Below are 15,979 nucleotides of genomic sequence, written 5' to 3' on the forward strand. Positions count from 1 at the left end.
GGCGGCCTGTGAGAAGGTGAAGCTCCATGAGCGAGTGTGAGAGGTGGCGGGATGTGTATGCGCGTCGACGATGAAGGACTGTTCATCCCCAAGTCCTGGCTGAGCGGGTTCATGGCGTGCGCCGCGGTCGCTCTGCCCTTGCTGATCTGGTTGCTCGTCCTGCTGTGACAGGTCGCGTGGTGCACGCGTCCCATGCTCGCGCGCCTTCCCCACTATCCGTGGGGCGCAAGGAGTCATGTCGGCGCAGTGCTCCACGCTCGTCGACTCACCCCCACGCGTGTGGGGCTCGTGACCAGCCTATATGTGATCACCACCGGTTCCGCCCCCTTGAGGTCCCATGACACAGAACATCTTTGACTTGGTGTCCCGCCCGTGGCTCCTGGCCCGCCCACTCGGAGCGGGGGCAGAGGCAAAGAGCGTTGGGTTGCGCGAGCTATTGGCCCGCGCTCATGAGTACGCGGACGTGGAAGTGCCCCTGCCCCCCGCCACGGCCGGCCTGTGGCGGGTCCTGGCCTTGCTCACGGCCAGGGTCACCGGACTCGACACGGCTGAGGACCAGGACGAGTGGCTGGACCGACGTGCGGAGGTCCTCGACCGCGGCCATCTCCCCGAGCAGGCCATCGACTCCTACTTCGCAGCGCACGAGGGGCGATTCGACCTATTCGGTGCATCCGGGCCCCCCTGGATGCAGGACCCACGCCTTCGCGAACAATGCGCGAAGAGCGCCGGGGTGAACAAACTGGTGTGGGGCAGGCCGGCCGGGAACAACCTGGTCTGGCTCGGCCACCACGTCGACAGTTCCCCCGCACCAGTCACTGCCGCCGAGGCCGCCTGGTCGTTGCTGGCCTGGCTCTATTACGGGCCTTCCGGACGGTGTGCCAGCCGTGAGGTCGCCGACACCAAGGAAGCCAATGCAACTGCGGGCCCTCTGCGGCGTGTGGTCTCGTACCATCCGGCAGGCCCCGACCTCTTCCATTCCCTGGTCCTGAACATCCCCTATCCCGGCGATGAGAGCGAACAGACCCCGGCCCCGTGGGAGGCTGCAGAACTTCCCGATCCCTTGGGGCTGCCGCCCTCCGGTGATGGGCTGGCCGAGCTCTTGGTCTCCCGATACCGCCACGCACTTCTGCTGGAGCCCGATTCCGAGGGCAATCACGTCGTGGATGCGTGGATCACCTGGGCATGGCGCCACCCCGGGCCAGACCTGCGCGATCCCTACGTCATTCACGACACGAGTCAGGCCGGTGCCATCTACGCCCGGCGGGCGGATGCCGACCGGGCGGTCTGGCGCGACCTCGATGCTCTGCTCCTCAAGTCCAGCGGCGGTGGGCAGACACGGCGCCCGGAGATCCTCGACTGGTGTGGCCCCAACGTGGGTCTGTCCACACGAGTGCGCCGGGATCTTTCCCTACGGGCGTTCGGGTTCGACCAGGACGGCCAGACCCGGGACAAGCAGTGGTTTGCCGCCACGACCCCGCCGGTTCTGCGGTGGCTGACGGACGAGGAAGCGGGCGCTGCCCCCGAAACGGCCTATCGCGTCAGCGCCGCACGGGAAGCCGCGGAACGCTCGGGGCGGGCGCTCAGCGCAGTCCTCCGAGCCGGCTGGCATCAGGCCACGGGTGTCAACGAAGGAGCAGGTCCCTGGCTACGGCGCGGCCTCAGCCGCTACTGGCAACGTGCTGAAGAAGAGTTCTGGAAGATCGTTTTCGACGATCACCGGACAGGACCTGGAAACACATTCATCCATACCGCAGTAGAAGCATTCGAGTACGTCACCGAGCCTTATGCGCGCCGCCCCCGTATGGCCGAGGCACTCGAAAAGGTACGCCGAGGCCTCTACTCCGGATGGATCACCCCCGCCTCAACCGCTGAGGAGTCACAGTGAATCGCGACGCACTCGTCGAATCGGGCGATCGCATGGTCGCCTACGTGCGCAGGGTCAACGCACGGGAACCTGGTACCCGTGCTGCCCTACGACGTGGTCTGGGCCGACCACCGGAAGACATCGCCAACTTCCACGCTCACGCCATCGTGACCCGCTACCTCCCTGAAAACCACGATCGGGCCACAGAACGCGCCTTCTACACCGTCGCCGCGCTCGTGGCCGCTCAGCCGCGCGGAGCCCGCGACCAGGAAGCAGCAGAAGCATCCCAGGACGAGGAGACCGCCACTAGCACCCTCGAAGAGCCGCCTGCATATGAGGCCGCACCACCTGAAGCGGCCGCCCTACCAGCTGACGGCCGCTCTGCCCAGCAGCCGCGCCTCACGCTGGGCCAGACGTTGGCCCGGGCTGTGGAGAACGGCCACCTGAAGGGCGACATGGTACGTGACCGTCTGCACCTGCTCGCCCGGTACCGCACGGACCGACTCCACCGCGAGCTGCCCAAACTCATCGCCCACCTGCGTGCGGACCACGTGTGGGTCGACTGGGGCCTGCTCTTGCGCGACCTGGCGCGCTGGGGCACCGAACGCGCCTACGTATCCAAGCAATGGGTGCAGCAGTACCACCGCACACGGGACCAGATCCAGCGCCAACGAAGCCAACACGACCAGACCGCCACCCCCGACTCCCCTGAGAGCGAGACAGTATGAATACCCCCGTCTACCTCGACATCCACGCCCTGCAGACCCTGCCCTACTCCAACGTCAACCGCGACGACCTCGGCTTGCCCAAGGTCGTCGAGTACGGAGGGGTCGAGCGCACCCGCGTTTCCAGCCAGAGCTGGAAACGGGCCGTACGCCACCAGGTCGAGACCAAACTCGCTGATCCGGCGGTGCGGACCCGCCGGATCATCACCGCTGTCGCCGAGCGGCTGACCGCCCAAGGCTGGAGTTCGGAACTGGCAGAACTGGCTGGTCGACAGGTGGTCGCCGCGGCCGGCAAGGGCATCAAACTCGAGCGCGACAAGGAGGGACAGCTCCCCAGCACCTCCGTGCTCCTGTACGTGCCGACCAAGGGGTTGGACGAGCTCGCCCGACTGGCTGTGGACCACGAGCAGGAGCTCCAGCGCATCACCGGGCAGAAGAACCCCAAGACTGTTCTGCCTTCGGACCAGGTGGCTGAGATCCTCCGCTCTCGGAACGCCACCATCAACTTGTTCGGGCGCATGCTGGCCGAGCTCCCCGGGGCAGACGTCGACGGAGCGGTGCAGTTCGCCCATGCCTTCACCGTGCACGGGACCGAAGTGGAAACCGACTTCTTCACGGCCGTGGATGACATCCTTCCCGCCGACGATCGCGGGAGCGGGCACATGAATGTGGGCCAGTTCAGCGCCGGCACCTTCTACCGGTACGCGAACGTCAACCTCGGCACGCTGCTGCACAACCTTGAAGGGGACACTGCGACGGCCCGGGAACTGATCTCAGAGTTCCTCGCCGGGTTCTTGGCCACCGTCCCGGGCGGAAAACAGACGGCGACCGGTGCGATGACCGTCCCCGAACTGGTGTACGTGGCCGTTCGCGGAGACCGGCCCATCTCCTTCGCGCCCGCCTTCGAACAGCCGGTGACCAGTACCCAGGGTTACTCCGACAAAGCGCGCACCGCACTGTCGACCTACGCTCGACGGCTGCACACCCTCTGGGGAGAAGACGACCTGCACTTCAGCGCCCACGCCGGGTTCGATGGCTCGGATGAAGCGCTTCCGGGCCTGGGAGAGCGACAGGACTCCTACCCCCGGCTGCGCACGGAGGCGATCAATGCGGCATTCGGGGCAGGCCGATGAGGGGGTTTCTGCTCAGGTTCGCCGGCCCCATGCAGAGTTGGGGCGAGCACAGCGCCTTTGGTGTCCGCGACACGACCCCATTTCCCACACGCTCGGGGATGATCGGCATGTTCGCCGCGGCGCAGGGACTTGCGCGAGGTGCCGACCTCTCCTTGTACGAGTCCCTGCGATTCACAGTTCGGGTGGACCGGCCCGGAACGCGAATGGTGGATTTCCACACCGCGGGCGGGGGTGTCCCTGCCCGCGGCACGATCCCAACGGCTGAAGGAAAACGCAAAGGCGTAGAGGTCTCCACCGTTGTGACCGAGCGCGGTTACCTCGCCGACGCGGTCTTCACCATCGCTGTCGAGGCCCCCGATGACCTGGGCGAGTCGATCACGGCAGCCCTGAGAAAGCCGCACTGGCAGCCCTATCTCGGTAGACGAAGCCACGTCCCGGACCCACTCCTGCTCCTGCGCCCCGACGTTGCAGACCCCGTTGCCGAACTACGGACCAGGGCGCCGCTTCCTCCCGCTCGACAGAAGCCGGAGACTGTCCCCGTCGACTTCGTTCACGAAGGCGAAACCGGTAGCGGCGCGGAACAAGACGGCCGACGCACGCGGCACATACTCAACGACATACCGCAGACCTTCGATGCCCAACGACGTTCCTACGCCACCCGCGCGGTCACCGTGCTGCCAGAAGGCCTGCCCGGGGTACTCGCGCACTGGCGGGATCACGACCAGTTCCTGGACGGGCTCTATCAGTACGCTGCGGAGGCGACATGACACTCTGGCTGACCAGGATCACCCCCAATCCCAGTTCGGCCCAGGCCCGCTCCGACTTCGCCGGTGCTGGGGCAATACACCGACGGCTGATGAGCCTGCTGCCCCCGGAGGAGCTCGGGACTAGCCCGCGACAGGCCGCGGGACTGCTTTTCCGGATGGAAGAAACCCGTCGGGGAAGCTCCATCCTCGTCCAGAGCGCCCGCGAGCTCGACCCTTACCGACTCCCCGACGGCTATGGGCGTATGGAGCGCCGTGAACTCTCGCCGTTGCTGGATGCGTTGGATGCGGGACATCCCGTCCGATACCGGATCGTCGCCAGCCCGACCAAACGCATCGGACGGTCGAAGGAGCGCGGCGTCAAAGAAAAGACCATCCCGCTGCGTGGGCCGGAAGCTGAAGACTGGTGGCGAAAGAGAGCGCAGGAGCACGGTCTGGAACCACGATCACTCATCTCACAAGACCGCCCTGACGCCACTGACGGTTCCCGCGGACGCAGGATCCGCCACGCGGCGGTGCTCTTTCAGGGGGTGGGGACAGTAGTCGACGCAGACGCCTTGCGCGCCGCGGTGGAGCGCGGGATCGGTCGAGGAAAGTCCCACGGATGTGGTCTGCTCAGCCTGGCACCCATGGAGGCCTCCTGATGTCGGACGGAGTGGGTGCGCGCCGCAAGCTCGCATCGCCGACCTTGGCCATGCTGCCGCGGGTGTCCGACGGGCTGGCCTTTCTCTACATCGACATCGCCCGTGTCGAACAGACGGACACGGGCGTCTGTGCTGTGACCGAACCGGAGGAAGGCCAGGTCTACCGCACCTATCTGCCCACGGCATCTCTGGCGTGTGTCCTGCTCGGCCCGGGAACGTCCATCACGCAGCGGGCGCTGTCGACCTTCATGCGTCACGGTACGACCGTGATCGCGGTGGGATCCGGCGGGGTGCGCTGCTACGGGGCGCTGCAACCGACGGATCGCACCACCGAATGGCTCGAACGGCAAGTCAGAGCTTGGTCCGACCCCGCAACGCGGCTGGACGTGGCCCGGAGGATGTACGAGCTCAGGTTCGGCGAAGACATCGCCCCCGGCACCCCGCTGGAAAGCATGCGCGGGATCGAAGGGCAACGTATGAAAGCCCTGTACCGCGCATTGGCCCAGCGCCAGAAACTGCGACCGTTCAAGCGCAGCTACGACCCTCTCGACTGGAGCGCTCAAGATCCGGTCAACGTGGCCCTGTCCGCTGCCAGCGCGGCGTTCTACGGGATCGCGCACGCCGTCATTTCACACCTGGGATGCTCTCCCGCGCTGGGGTTCATTCACACAGGAAAGCAACAGTCCCTCGTCTACGACATCGCCGACCTCTACAAGGCCGAGGTGACGGTCCCGATCGCATTCTCCCTCGCACACTCGGACAATCCTGACTCCGAGGCCAGACGCAAACTGAGGGAAGACTTCCGCCTCTACCGACGGCTTCCGCAAATCATTCGTGATCTGCAGTGGCTCTTGGACCCGGAACGCCCCGATCGTGAAGACCTTGAAGATGAAGAGGAACCCGTCCAATTGGTCGACCTCTGGGACCCGGAGTCAGGCAGAGTCCGTGGTGGAACCAACTACGGCGACGAGGTGCTCTAGGAGAATCGTGTGGCGAACTTGGTGGTCATCACAACAGCAGCTGTCCCCGACCACGTTCGAGGGGCACTCACGCGATGGATGATCGAGCCCAAGGCGGGTTGCTACGTGGGCACGCTCTCTGCCCGGGTGCGCGAGGAGCTCTGGGAGGTTGTCAGCGCCTCTCTCGGCGAAGGTTCGGCTGTCTGCGTCCATCCTGCGGACAACGAGCAGCGTTTCCTTGTCAGGACCGCTGGACCTCAGCGCCGTGAAGTCGTTGACTACGAAGGCCTCCAACTGATCCAGATGAGCCCCGAGGAAGCGGGCGGCCCCCATTGGGTCGAAGAGAGCCTAAAGCCACTAAACAGGGGTGCTACCGAGAGTGATCGTGTAATCACGAATGGGCGCTCAGGTGCGTGATTAGTGATCAAAAAATGGTAACGGCATGCAGCGTGGCAGGTCATAAAGTGCAGGCCCCACGCACGTGGGGGTGAACCGTGGTGGGAGGCCTGCCCCGTCTGCAAGTTCCAGCAGGCCCCACGCACGTGGGGGTGAACCGTGCCCACGCATACGCACTGCCCACAAATGCCGGCAGGCCCCACGCACGTGGGGGTGAACCGAACGTGAAGAAGATGTTCGTCCGTGCCGCGAGGCAGGCCCCACGCACGTGGGGGTGAACCGTTCCCAGTTGACTCAACCCAATGTTGTACAGAGCAGGCCCCACGCACGTGGGGGTGAACCGACGACGGCGTACGCCTCGTTCGGCCTGGGTGCGCAGGCCCCGCGCACGTGGGGGTGAACCGCGGCTGTGGCCACGACCTGACGTCGCGTCTCCGGCAGGCCCCACGCACGTGGGGGTGAACCNGCCAATGGAAGGAGCAGGCCCCACGCACGTGGGGGTGAACCGCTCTGGCCCACCGCGGACGCCTGCGACTGGTAGCAGGCCCCACGCACGTGGGGGTGAACCGCTCGGCATGGTGCTGGGCGGCGTGGTCGTGATGCAGGCCCCACGCACGTGGGGGTGAACCGTCCGCAGGCGCCTCCAACGCCGCAAGCGCGCCGCAGGCCCCACGCACGTGGGGGTGAACCGTGCCCGGCGTGTCCGTGGCCCTGGCCGCCAACGCAGGCCCCACGCACGTGGGGGTGAACCGGAACCGGGCCTCCGCCACCGCACCATCGACCTCCAGGCCCCACGCACGTGGGGGTGAACCGCACCGGGCGCCCCCCATCGCCCAACAGGTCGCGCAGGCCCCACGCACGTCAGGGCTCCGGCAAAGTCCGTTGGTCATCTTGTCAGCAGGTCGATGACCTGGCCGAGTCTTCTGGCATAGTGCCGTGACCCTGCCAGCTATGTTGTCCCATTCAGCCAAGCGCAACGGCCCGATCACCAACCCGCGCACAGATGCCATCACGCGGGGCGCCGCCGCCCCACACCTGATCCGGCAGGCATCCTCACCAAAGGTGACGTCCCGTACCCAGTGCAAGCGGTTCTCGATGTGCCAGTGCGACTGGACCACGCGGCCAGCACCTGCGGCGGGGCCACACGCGCATCAGCGCTGGTGACCAGGTACACGACCTCGATGGACTCCTTCCCGCTGCGAGTCGTGGTCCGGCGCAGCTGAGCCACCTGCGCCGCGCCGGGGAACTCGATCCACCCGGGCACGTCCACGACCTTGATCGTGCGCGTGATCCTGCGCCCGTGGGACTGCTCGGTCCGTCGCGTGGCAGCCACATCCTTCCAGGGCAGCTTTTTCAACGCGCCGAACAGGGTGGGCTGGTTGCCCTTGATCGTCAGGACGTAGTCGGCGCCGCGCCCGACGATCTGCTCGGCAGTGCCGTGCTGGGCGTGCAGGGCATCCATCGTGACCACCGCGTCGGCCAGGTCCAGGACCTGCAGCAGGTCGCGAGCGGCCCCGATCTCGTCGCCCTCGCTCTTGGCCTGGTCCTGGCCCAGGGTCAGACCGGTAGCCGTGTCCAAGGCAGCGACCAGGTGAGGAGCCGCCTGGCCTGGTCCGCGGGCCCCGCGCACGCTCTTGCCGTCCACAGCGATGACCCGGCGCCCCTGGACCGTGCCTGCCCGCGTGGTGGCCCACACGCCCAGGATCCGGTCGAGCCGGCCCGCATCGAGGCCGGAGAACAAACGGCGGAAGGTCGATTCCTCGGCCCACCTGTCCAGTCCCAGCTCGTCGAGCACGTACGGGTCCGCTCCAGCGACCCATTGGCCGATCGCGGTGAAGCCCCGCATCCCCGCGGCCATCGCAGCGACCGCGGCGGCGACCAGGGCCGCGGCCCTATGGCGGACACCGCGTCGTGAGCGAGGGTCTGGAAGGTGCTCAAAGAGGTCCAACAGGTGGGCATGGTCTGGTGTGGCTCTCGTCCTGGGGGAGGGGGCCTGAGAAGATGAGGGCAAGCGGGCGTGCTCCAGCTCGGCAGATGCAAGGCGTAGGAACCTCCATCTTCCCTGGCTGCAGAGCGCGCCCGCGGTGTTATCCGTTGGGGCTGGTCAGGCCTGGTTCACCAGACTTTGCCGGAGCCCTGGGGTGGTAGGCCTCCGACCTTGACCGGGGGCCTACCGGGGGGCGCAACACGGTGGAGCGAACGACCAACCTGCTCAAGCAGAACCGGGCGGTCGCGACCCGCTATGACAAGCGGGCCGCGATCTACGACGGCACCGTGCAGCTGGCCTCCATCAGGATCTGGCTTCGCGACCTGACCCGTTAAAAAACAGCTCCTAGCGGGGGCGGGCATCCCCGACGATTACGCAGTTGCACACACCGTGATTCCGCAGGGGACGTTGTGCCTTCTTACCCGGCGGCCCCGGCTATTACCTTGCGTGGCTTCACGCACCCAACAGAGTCACTGAAGCGAGTAGCTTCCCTGGCTGCAGCAGCAAGATCTAGGCGAACAGACTGGCAGTGCGCACAAAGCAGAGCGCCACCGCCCCGTGTCAGAGTGACCAGCCGCCCGCCCCGACTCCTTCAACAGGGCACTCGGCGGAGGCAGAGGCCTCGCAGGGGCGGGCGTCAACCCCTCCAGCATGAGCGCCAGGTAGCGGCGCCAGCCTCCGGATCCGGGGTCCATGGTCCACAGCGTGCTCGTCAACATGGCCATGATCCGAGACAGGTCATCCGGGACGATGTCGGCTCGGAGCAGTCCAGAGTCTTGTGCGCGTTGGGCGAGCAGAGTCAGCGACTCGTAGAACGGGGTGTAGACCTCCGCCGTCAGGGTGCCGGTGTGGCGTGCGGCAGCCAGGGTGTTGAGCTCACGCGAGGCCAGGTCCATCGCGGCCTCGATCAGGCTGAGGAGCCCGCGCAACGGGTCATCGTCTGCGAGTGCCTGTTCGGCCGCGGGTGTGAGGTCTTCGGCGATGGCCTGATCGAGGGCGGCTCGGACCAGATCCGCCTTGTTCGGGAATCGGTTGTACAGCGTTCTGATGCGCACGTTGGCGTGGCGAGCGATCTCTTCTAGCGGCGTGTCCGGGCCGCGTTCGGTGAAGAGCGCACGTGCGGTGCGCAAGATGCGTTCCGCGTTGCGTGCCGCGTCGGCGCGCAGACGGCGCTCGGTATCGGTAGCCACCTCCACAGGTTAGCAAAATGCACTCGCATGCATCTTGTGCCGACTCCGCATGGAAGATAACTTGCAGTTGGGTGCAAGATATCGTCGTGCAAGGGGAACCTGATGAGGGTGAGCGTTGAGGTCGACAAGTGCGTCGCAGCTGGGCAGTGCGTGCTCCTCGCACCAGAGGTCTTCGACCAACGCGAGGAGGACGGCGTCGTGACCCTGCTAGACGAGACACCCGGAGGGGAACACCAGGACGCCGTCCGGGAAAGCGCCTTGGTGTGTCCGGCCGCCGCGATCCACCTGGTCGAGTCGTGAACCGGGTGGTGATCGTCGGAGCGTCGGCTGGCGGGTTGGCCACGGCAGAGGCATTGCGCAGACTGGCGTATGAAGGGACGATCACGCTCGTTGGCGACGAGCCGGAACTGCCCTACGACCGTCCGCCGCTGTCCAAAGAGCTGCTCGCGGGTGAATGGATGCCGGGCAAGCTCGCTCTCCGCGCAGACACCGCCCTCGCCGATCTGGATTTGGACCTGCGTCTGGGGTCCTGGACAGCGACCCCCTGGAACGGCGGCTCCTCGTCGCCTACCGCACCGATGACCGCCTGACCGGCGTACTCGCCGCTGGCAGTTCTCCCAAGGTTCTGCGTGCCTGGCGCGCTCTCATCTGCAACGGCGCTCCCTGGCATACCGCACTCACCAGTGCCTGACTATCCGAATTCTTCCGGAGGATTCCCATGCCCACCCCTGGAACAGAACTCCCCGTCTTTCCGGCCGACCGCGACCCACGCTGTCCGTTCGACCCCGCACCCGAGTACAAGGAATGGCGTGAGAGGGGTGGCCTGCGCAGAGTGAGCTGGAACGGCGACGAGGTATGGGCGGTGAGCCGCTACGAGGACATCCAGGCCGCGATGACTGATCCGCGCATCAGTGCGGAGGTGCCTCAGCAACAGGGCAGCGCCGAGCACCACGGCGACGCCATGCCCGAGGTCTTTCCGCGCATGGACGACCCCGAACACGCCGTGCTGCGGCGGATGCTCACCAAGGACTTCACGGTCAGGCGGGTCAGCGCCCTGCGTCCGGAAATCGAAAGGATGTCGAACGACCTCATCGACGCGATGGTCGCCAAGGGCGGCCCGGCCGATCTGGTCCAGGACTACGCGCTGCCGGTCCCTTCCCTGGTGATCTGTCTACTGCTGGGCGTGCCCTACTCCGACCACGACTTCTTCCAGGAGACCACCTCGGTCCTGATGAGCCGAACGGCTACCGAGAAGGAGAAACAGGAGGCCAACGGTCAGATCTTCGGCTACTTGTACCAACTCGTAGCGCGCAAGGAGGCCGAGCCTGACGACGCTCTCATCAGTCGCCTCATCCGCGAGTACCTCCCGACCGGGGAGCTGACCCGCGAGACCATCGCGATGAACAGCTTCATCCTGCTCAACGCGGGCCACGAGACCACCGCCAACATGATCGGCCTCTCAACGCTGTCCCTGCTGGAGAACCCTCACACCGCGGCCCGGATTCGTGACACCGACGACCCCAAGGTCGTCTCGGGTTCGGTGGAGGAGCTGTTGCGCTACCTGACGATCGTGCACAGCCTCGTCGCCCGCGTGGCCAAGGAGGACGTGGAAATCGGCGGCACCCGCGTTCGGGCGGGCGAGGTACTGGTCATGAACCTGCCCGCCGCCAACCGCGACCCGCATCTCCTCGACGAACCGGACTCCCTCGATATCGACCGCAGTACCCGCGCGCACATGGCCTTCGGCTACGGGGTGCACCAGTGCCTGGGCCAGACCCTGGCCCGCGCCGAGCTGGAGATCGCACTGCCCACCCTGCTGCGCAGGCTGCCCGGCTTGCGGCTCGCTGTGCCGCTGGAACAGATCCGGTTCCGTGACGATATGAGCATCTACGGCGTCCACACCCTGCCCGTGGCGTGGTGAAGGCATGCGCAACTATCCGTTCAGCACCGAGAAGCTCGACATCGACCCGCTCTACGCCCGCCTGCGCCGCGAAGAGCCCCTGACCCGGGTGCAGCTCCCCTACGGCGAACCAGCCTGGCTGGCCACCCGCTACGAGGATGTGAAGACCGTGCTCGGCGACCGACGTTTCAGCCTGGCCGCGGCCGTCGACCAGGACGAGCCACGATCACGACCCCACGCTGCGGGCGCCGGGACCATCAAGAGCCTCGACCCGCCCGAGCACACTCGGCTGCGCCGGTTGGTGGCCAAGGCGTTTACCGTGCGCCGGGTCGAGACGCTGCGGCCACGCGCCCAGCAGATCGCCGACGACCTCGTCGACGCCATGCTCACCAAGGGTCCTCCGGCCGATCTGGTCGAGGATTTCGCACTGCCGCTACCCATCACGGTCATCTGTGAGCTACTCGGCGTCCCGGTCCAAGACCGAACCAAGTTCCGGGTCTGGTCGGACGCGCTCCTTTCCACCGGCAAATTCACTGTCGAGGAGGTCGTGGACCACAGGGCACGGTTGCGGGGTTACATGGGCGAGCTGCTCGCGGCACGACGGGACAGCCCCGAAGACGATCTGCTGACAGCGCTTGTGGCCGCCCGCGACAGCGAAGACCGGCTCTCCGAAGAGGAACTGCTGTCGCTGTCGGAGGCAATACTCGTTGCCGGGCACGAGACCACCGCCACTCAGATCCCGAACTCCGTCTACCTTCTGCTCACCCACCCCGAGCAACTTGCCCTGCTGCGCGCAGAGCCCGAACTCATCCCCCGGGCGGTGGAAGAACTCCTCCGATTCACCCCACTCGGCGTGGGCAGTATCCAGGCACGCTACGCACTTGAAGATCTCGAGCTGAGCGGGGTGACGGTCCGGGCCGGCGAGCCCGTGGTCGTCGCCCTCCATTCCGCCAACCGCGACGAAAGCGTCTACACGAGGTCCGGCGACCTCGATCTGCGCCGCCACCAAGCGTCCCACCTCGGGTTCGGACACGGACCGCACCACTGCCTCGGCGCCGCACTCGCCCGCATGGAACTCCAGGTTGCCCTCGAGACCCTTCTGAGCCGCCTACCCGGACTCCGTCTCACCGACGACGAGAGCGCAATCGTATGGAAGTCGGGCTTGTCCACGCGCGGCCCGGCCCACATGCCACTGACTTGGGAGAGTCCATGACCGACCTTCGCTTCGACGACCGCGTCGCCATCATCACCGGCGCCGGCAACGGTCTCGGCCGCCACCACGCGCTACTGCTGGCTTCCCGCGGAGCGCGTGTGGTGGTCAACGACATCGGCAGCTCGGTTACCGGTGGTGACACAGACACGAGCCCAGCCGACGATGTCGCCCGCGAGATCCGCAGCCAGGGGGGCGATGCCGTCGCGGACGGCCACAGCGTCGCCACCCGCGCAGGCGGTAAGGAAGTTGTCCGTACCGCGCTCAGGGCCTACGGACGGGTCGACATCCTCATCAACAACGCCGGCATCATCCGCGACATCCCGTTCGACGACTTGAACCCCGATCACCTCAACGCGATGATCGACGTGCACCTCAAGGGCGCTTTTCACGTCACAGGTCCGGCCTGGCGTGTTATGCGGGACCAAGGCCACGGCCGCATCGTCAACACCACCTCTGCGGCCGGCATCCTCGGCAGCCAGCACAAGAGCCACTACGGTGCGGCCAAAACCGGCCTCATCGGGCTCACCCGAGTCCTGGCAGGGGAGGGCGCTGAACACGGCATCAGGGTCAACGCGGTCGCCCCGGTCGCGGCTACCCGGATGCTCGCCGCGAACCTGGCACAAGCCGAAGAGAACACCGATCGGCGTCTGGACCCAGCTTCCCTGGCCATGATGCACTCCATCACCGACAAACTGGATCCGGCGCTCGTCTCCCCCGTGATCGCCTTCCTGGCCCACGAGGCCTGCCCCTTCTCCGGCGAGGTCTACACCGCAGGTGCTGGCCAGGTCTCCAAGTTCTTCACTGGCAGAACGCGTGGCTTTCACAGCTCCGCGTTGACCGTCGAGGATGTCAGAGACCACCTCGCCGACATCCGCGACGAGACCGGATACACCACCCCGGCAGACACCGGCGAGGAGCTCGCCCAGCTTTTGCGGGCGATCCCGGAGGATCCTGAGCCTGCCTGACAACCGATAGCCGCGGGGCCGCTTGACGGCTCCCGCGGCTCGATCTCGAACTTTGGGACCCAGCATGGGTGTCAACGCGTACAATCCCGATCTTCGCGGGATCGCCCCGGGTGCCCTACATGAGGAGTGCGCACTCTGCGCTGCGCACTCCGAAGGAGGTCATCGCGGTGCGGATGTAGGCCATCTGAAGGAAGGTCAGGACTAATGCGTACGTCCAATTCGCCCCGCCGAAGCGCCCCCAGGCATCGGATCGCTTGAGTAAGCCCCCTGAATGGTGCCCAAGCCGGACCGAGGCAAGGAGGTGGTTTTCATCAATCCTTGCAAATCGATTCAATGATCCTTTCTCATTCTGAGGGTGCAGGTCGCAGCCCTGCACTAGTCCACTGAAACCACCCATGACAGCAAGAAGCCTCTGGTAGACGGTTTTTCGACCAAGAAACACCGAACGCCAGAGGCTCCACGTGCTGTTCTACCGTGCCGCGTTGACCCTGTCATACCGGACCCTGAACATGGAGCCGGGCCCGCGTCTGGGCCAAGCTGCACCGGCTGGTTCTGGACGAACTCGGCTCCCGCGGCGAGCTGGACCGGTCGCGGTGCGCCCGCGGGCACAGGCCTGTGTGGTGTGACCATCGAGGTGTCAGGCGGTCAGGATGTGATCGGTCGGACCAACGAGGCCAGCTCGTTCATCGAAGAGTCGGGGCCAGTATCCGACCGTACGTGGGCCTCTGGGGGCCTCTGGTAGCAGTAGGCCTCTCAGCTGGGAGCGACTCGTCGGAAACGGAAGGGGCAGCTCGCCCCGCCCGTGGCGATCGTGGTCGCGCGGTCCACGGTGAAGCCATGCCGATGGGGGATGACCGCGTCCATCCAGTTGGCATCGAAGGCGCAGAGGATGGAGGTGAGGTGACCGACTTCGTGTCGGGTCAGCAACTCGTGAAAGAAGCAGTGCTGGACTTCGGAGATGAATTCGACGTCGTTGTCGGCAGGGCGGGCGAAGACGAAGCGCGGACCAAAGGCGGAGGTCTCCCGTTCGCGTGCGGTGGCCACCATCGCTTCGAACGGATCGTCCGCGGCGTCGAGAGCTGCCGCGGTTGCCTCTTGGGTCATCTCAGCCAGCGGCTCCACGAGCGCCTGTTCGAGCAACTCCAGGCGCTGCTCACGATCGGGAATCCGGTCGGACAGCACCCGGTCCGCGGCCACCAGGGCGGTGGCCACGGTGATGTTGGTTCCGGTGGGCCCGCTCTCGTCCGGTACCCGCTGTGACTGCCGCAGCGTTTCGTGTCGCTCGTGCAGCAATGGGAGGAGCTGGGGGTCACCGCACTTCGCGCTGATCGCAGCGAAGAAGGGGTCGACCACGACGTCGTTGTCGGAGTCGAGGTGGACCTTCGGGGTGTCGTCGGAGCCGAAGTGGTGGGTCATGGCGATCTCCAGATGACGGGCGCAACGCCGACCCGTCAGCGCGTGCGCTGTCGGGGCCGACGCCTCCACCACCACCTGCGGCGCTGACCAATGCTTGCCCTTAAACCTAGCATCGCAGCGCCAGGGCTGATCAAGCAGCGGGGACGCCGAGGCCGTGGCTACCGGGCTCGGTGGGACACTGCTCTTCGCTGGGTACCTGGCTCCCCTGCAGCGGCTGCCGCTGGCTTGCCTCGGACTGACCGGGGCGGGGTTATGGCGTTCAGCAATGCCCCGCACCCTGGAGGCCGACAACCCGGAACTCCGAGTGGCAAGGATCCTCACCTCGAAGGCCCCGGAAACTTGCAGCGGCCACGGTAGACATGGCTGAACCGCACTGCTACATTTCTTCTCGTAGCCACCGAGCAACACGGCTAGGCCACCGGATACGCCGGTGGAGAGCAGGACGGCCCGACCGGCGCACTTGGTTGTACAGCGCCGGGGGTCGGTAGGACCGCAGGACCGGCATCCCGCCCGTTCGGGGGATGCCGCGCATGAGATGAAGCAGGACGGCTCGACGGTGTGCACGTGCTTCAAGACACCGGGAGCCGGTAGGACAGCAGTACAGAAGTACGCAGTAAGCAGGACCGGTGTCCCGCTCACTCAGGGGAGACCGCAGCAGCAAGGAAGATGCGGCAAGGCTCGACCGGCGCGCTTGGTCATGCCGCGCCGGGGGCCGGTAGGACCGTAGCCGAAGCAGTGCACGAAGTGAGGAACGAGAGGAGCAGATGCCATCAGGATCGCCCGGGCGAGGGATTGTTCCGCTCGGGTACCGCAGGACCCTTGT

Annotated in this window: 16 protein-coding genes, 1 pseudogene and 2 CRISPR repeat arrays; of the genes and pseudogenes, 14 read left to right on the plus strand and 3 right to left on the minus strand. The window is 66.3% G+C overall.

The window, feature by feature from the left end; genetic code table 11:
- Nucleotides 1–337 precede the first annotated feature (337 nt).
- From casA to cas2e, 7 genes are read left to right on the plus strand one after another with little or no spacing between them, the layout of a single operon-like run.
- Nucleotides 338–1,885 (plus strand): type I-E CRISPR-associated protein Cse1/CasA, encoded by a 1,548-nt coding sequence (gene casA / locus D474_RS29835; RefSeq protein ID WP_051051102.1) that lies wholly within the window; start codon nt 338–340, stop codon nt 1,883–1,885.
- Nucleotides 1,882–2,592, plus strand: coding sequence for a type I-E CRISPR-associated protein Cse2/CasB (gene casB, locus D474_RS31340; protein ID WP_026118751.1), 711 nt, complete (start codon nt 1,882–1,884; stop codon nt 2,590–2,592). Before casA ends, casB begins: the two co-directional genes overlap by 4 nt.
- Nucleotides 2,589–3,722 (plus strand): type I-E CRISPR-associated protein Cas7/Cse4/CasC, encoded by a 1,134-nt coding sequence (gene cas7e, locus D474_RS0123650; RefSeq protein WP_017615960.1) that lies wholly within the window; start codon nt 2,589–2,591, stop codon nt 3,720–3,722. The genes casB and cas7e overlap by 4 nt, the downstream gene beginning before the upstream one ends.
- The gene (gene cas5e / locus D474_RS0123655; RefSeq protein ID WP_017615961.1) at nt 3,719–4,489 is read left to right on the plus strand and encodes a type I-E CRISPR-associated protein Cas5/CasD; all 771 of its coding nucleotides are present in this window, start codon (nt 3,719–3,721) and stop codon (nt 4,487–4,489) included. The genes cas7e and cas5e overlap by 4 nt, the downstream gene beginning before the upstream one ends.
- Complete coding sequence (cas6e, locus tag D474_RS31345) at nt 4,486–5,130, plus strand: type I-E CRISPR-associated protein Cas6/Cse3/CasE (RefSeq protein ID WP_083931958.1); 645 nt, start codon at nt 4,486–4,488, stop codon at nt 5,128–5,130. The genes cas5e and cas6e overlap by 4 nt, the downstream gene beginning before the upstream one ends.
- Nucleotides 5,130–6,110: a type I-E CRISPR-associated endonuclease Cas1e gene (gene cas1e, locus D474_RS0123660; RefSeq protein ID WP_017615962.1), complete on the plus strand. Its 981-nt coding sequence runs from the start codon at nt 5,130–5,132 to the stop codon at nt 6,108–6,110. The genes cas6e and cas1e overlap by 1 nt, the downstream gene beginning before the upstream one ends.
- 21 nt (nt 6,111–6,131) lie before the next feature.
- Nucleotides 6,132–6,506 carry a type I-E CRISPR-associated endoribonuclease Cas2e gene (cas2e, locus tag D474_RS31350; RefSeq protein WP_275040810.1) on the plus strand — a complete coding sequence of 125 codons (375 nt, stop codon included), beginning with the start codon at nt 6,132–6,134 and terminating at the stop codon, nt 6,504–6,506.
- A gap of 49 nt (nt 6,507–6,555) precedes the next feature.
- Nucleotides 6,556–6,952: direct repeats of the CRISPR family, unit length 29 nt; unit sequence GCAGGCCCCACGCACGTGGGGGTGAACCG.
- A gap of 73 nt (nt 6,953–7,025) precedes the next feature.
- Nucleotides 7,026–7,298: direct repeats of the CRISPR family, unit length 29 nt; unit sequence GCAGGCCCCACGCACGTGGGGGTGAACCG.
- A gap of 196 nt (nt 7,299–7,494) precedes the next feature.
- Here cas2e and D474_RS29840 read toward each other — a convergent pair.
- On the minus strand, nt 7,495–8,496 hold the full coding sequence (locus D474_RS29840; protein WP_338045300.1) for an ISAs1 family transposase: 1,002 nt from the start codon (nt 8,494–8,496) through the stop codon (nt 7,495–7,497).
- A 179-nt stretch (nt 8,497–8,675) separates the two neighbouring features.
- On the opposite strand from D474_RS29840, the gene D474_RS31355 reads away from it, so the two are divergent.
- Nucleotides 8,676–8,807 (plus strand): transposase, encoded by a 132-nt coding sequence (locus D474_RS31355; protein WP_017615963.1) that lies wholly within the window; start codon nt 8,676–8,678, stop codon nt 8,805–8,807.
- Between the two features lie 135 nt (nt 8,808–8,942).
- On the opposite strand, the gene D474_RS0123675 is transcribed toward D474_RS31355, so the two are convergent.
- Nucleotides 8,943–9,662, minus strand: coding sequence for a TetR/AcrR family transcriptional regulator (locus tag D474_RS0123675; RefSeq protein WP_204367141.1), 720 nt, complete (start codon nt 9,660–9,662; stop codon nt 8,943–8,945).
- A 102-nt stretch (nt 9,663–9,764) separates the two neighbouring features.
- Here D474_RS0123675 and D474_RS0123680 point away from each other — a divergent pair, with 102 nt between their 5' ends.
- From D474_RS0123680 to D474_RS31985, 6 genes and pseudogenes are all read left to right on the plus strand, one after another.
- Nucleotides 9,765–9,962 (plus strand): ferredoxin, encoded by a 198-nt coding sequence (locus D474_RS0123680; RefSeq protein WP_017615965.1) that lies wholly within the window; start codon nt 9,765–9,767, stop codon nt 9,960–9,962.
- A complete protein-coding gene (locus tag D474_RS0123685; protein WP_193374050.1) occupies nt 9,959–10,252 on the plus strand; it encodes an FAD-dependent oxidoreductase in 294 nt (97 codons plus the stop codon). The genes D474_RS0123680 and D474_RS0123685 overlap by 4 nt, the downstream gene beginning before the upstream one ends.
- Nucleotides 10,253–10,380: 128 nt before the next feature.
- Entirely contained in the window at nt 10,381–11,583 is a 1,203-nt protein-coding gene (locus tag D474_RS0123690) for a cytochrome P450 (RefSeq protein ID WP_083931960.1), read from the plus strand.
- A gap of 4 nt (nt 11,584–11,587) precedes the next feature.
- Entirely contained in the window at nt 11,588–12,775 is a 1,188-nt protein-coding gene (locus D474_RS0123695; RefSeq protein WP_017615968.1) for a cytochrome P450, read from the plus strand.
- Nucleotides 12,772–13,740, plus strand: a complete 969-nt coding sequence (locus tag D474_RS0123700; protein WP_017615969.1) for an SDR family NAD(P)-dependent oxidoreductase — start codon at nt 12,772–12,774, stop codon at nt 13,738–13,740. Before D474_RS0123695 ends, D474_RS0123700 begins: the two co-directional genes overlap by 4 nt.
- A 510-nt stretch (nt 13,741–14,250) precedes the next feature.
- Nucleotides 14,251–14,340: pseudogene (locus tag D474_RS31985) on the plus strand (IS5/IS1182 family transposase); the annotation flags it as partial.
- A gap of 153 nt (nt 14,341–14,493) precedes the next feature.
- Here D474_RS31985 and D474_RS29845 read toward each other — a convergent pair.
- Entirely contained in the window at nt 14,494–15,231 is a 738-nt protein-coding gene (locus D474_RS29845) for an L-2-amino-thiazoline-4-carboxylic acid hydrolase (protein ID WP_152477023.1), read from the minus strand.
- Nucleotides 15,232–15,979 lie beyond the last annotated feature (748 nt).

This window comes from Nocardiopsis salina YIM 90010, from assembly GCF_000341025.1.
Taxonomy (GTDB): domain Bacteria; phylum Actinomycetota; class Actinomycetes; order Streptosporangiales; family Streptosporangiaceae; genus Nocardiopsis; species Nocardiopsis salina.

Bases quoted from the DNA above. Each gene is read 5' to 3' on its own strand.
- cas5e (WP_017615961.1), top strand. From the start codon at position 3,719: ATGAGGGGGTTTCTGCTCAGGTTCGCCGGCCCCATGCAGAGTTGGGGC.
- D474_RS0123700 (WP_017615969.1), top strand. From the start codon at position 12,772: ATGACCGACCTTCGCTTCGACGACCGCGTCGCCATCATCACCGGCGCC.
- cas1e (WP_017615962.1), top strand. From the start codon at position 5,130: ATGTCGGACGGAGTGGGTGCGCGCCGCAAGCTCGCATCGCCGACCTTG.
- D474_RS0123695 (WP_017615968.1), top strand. From the start codon at position 11,588: ATGCGCAACTATCCGTTCAGCACCGAGAAGCTCGACATCGACCCGCTC.
- D474_RS0123690 (WP_083931960.1), top strand. From the start codon at position 10,381: ATGCCCACCCCTGGAACAGAACTCCCCGTCTTTCCGGCCGACCGCGAC.
- cas7e (WP_017615960.1), top strand. From the start codon at position 2,589: ATGAATACCCCCGTCTACCTCGACATCCACGCCCTGCAGACCCTGCCC.
- casA (WP_051051102.1), top strand. From the start codon at position 338: ATGACACAGAACATCTTTGACTTGGTGTCCCGCCCGTGGCTCCTGGCC.
- D474_RS0123680 (WP_017615965.1), top strand. From the start codon at position 9,765: ATGAGGGTGAGCGTTGAGGTCGACAAGTGCGTCGCAGCTGGGCAGTGC.
- cas6e (WP_083931958.1), top strand. From the start codon at position 4,486: ATGACACTCTGGCTGACCAGGATCACCCCCAATCCCAGTTCGGCCCAG.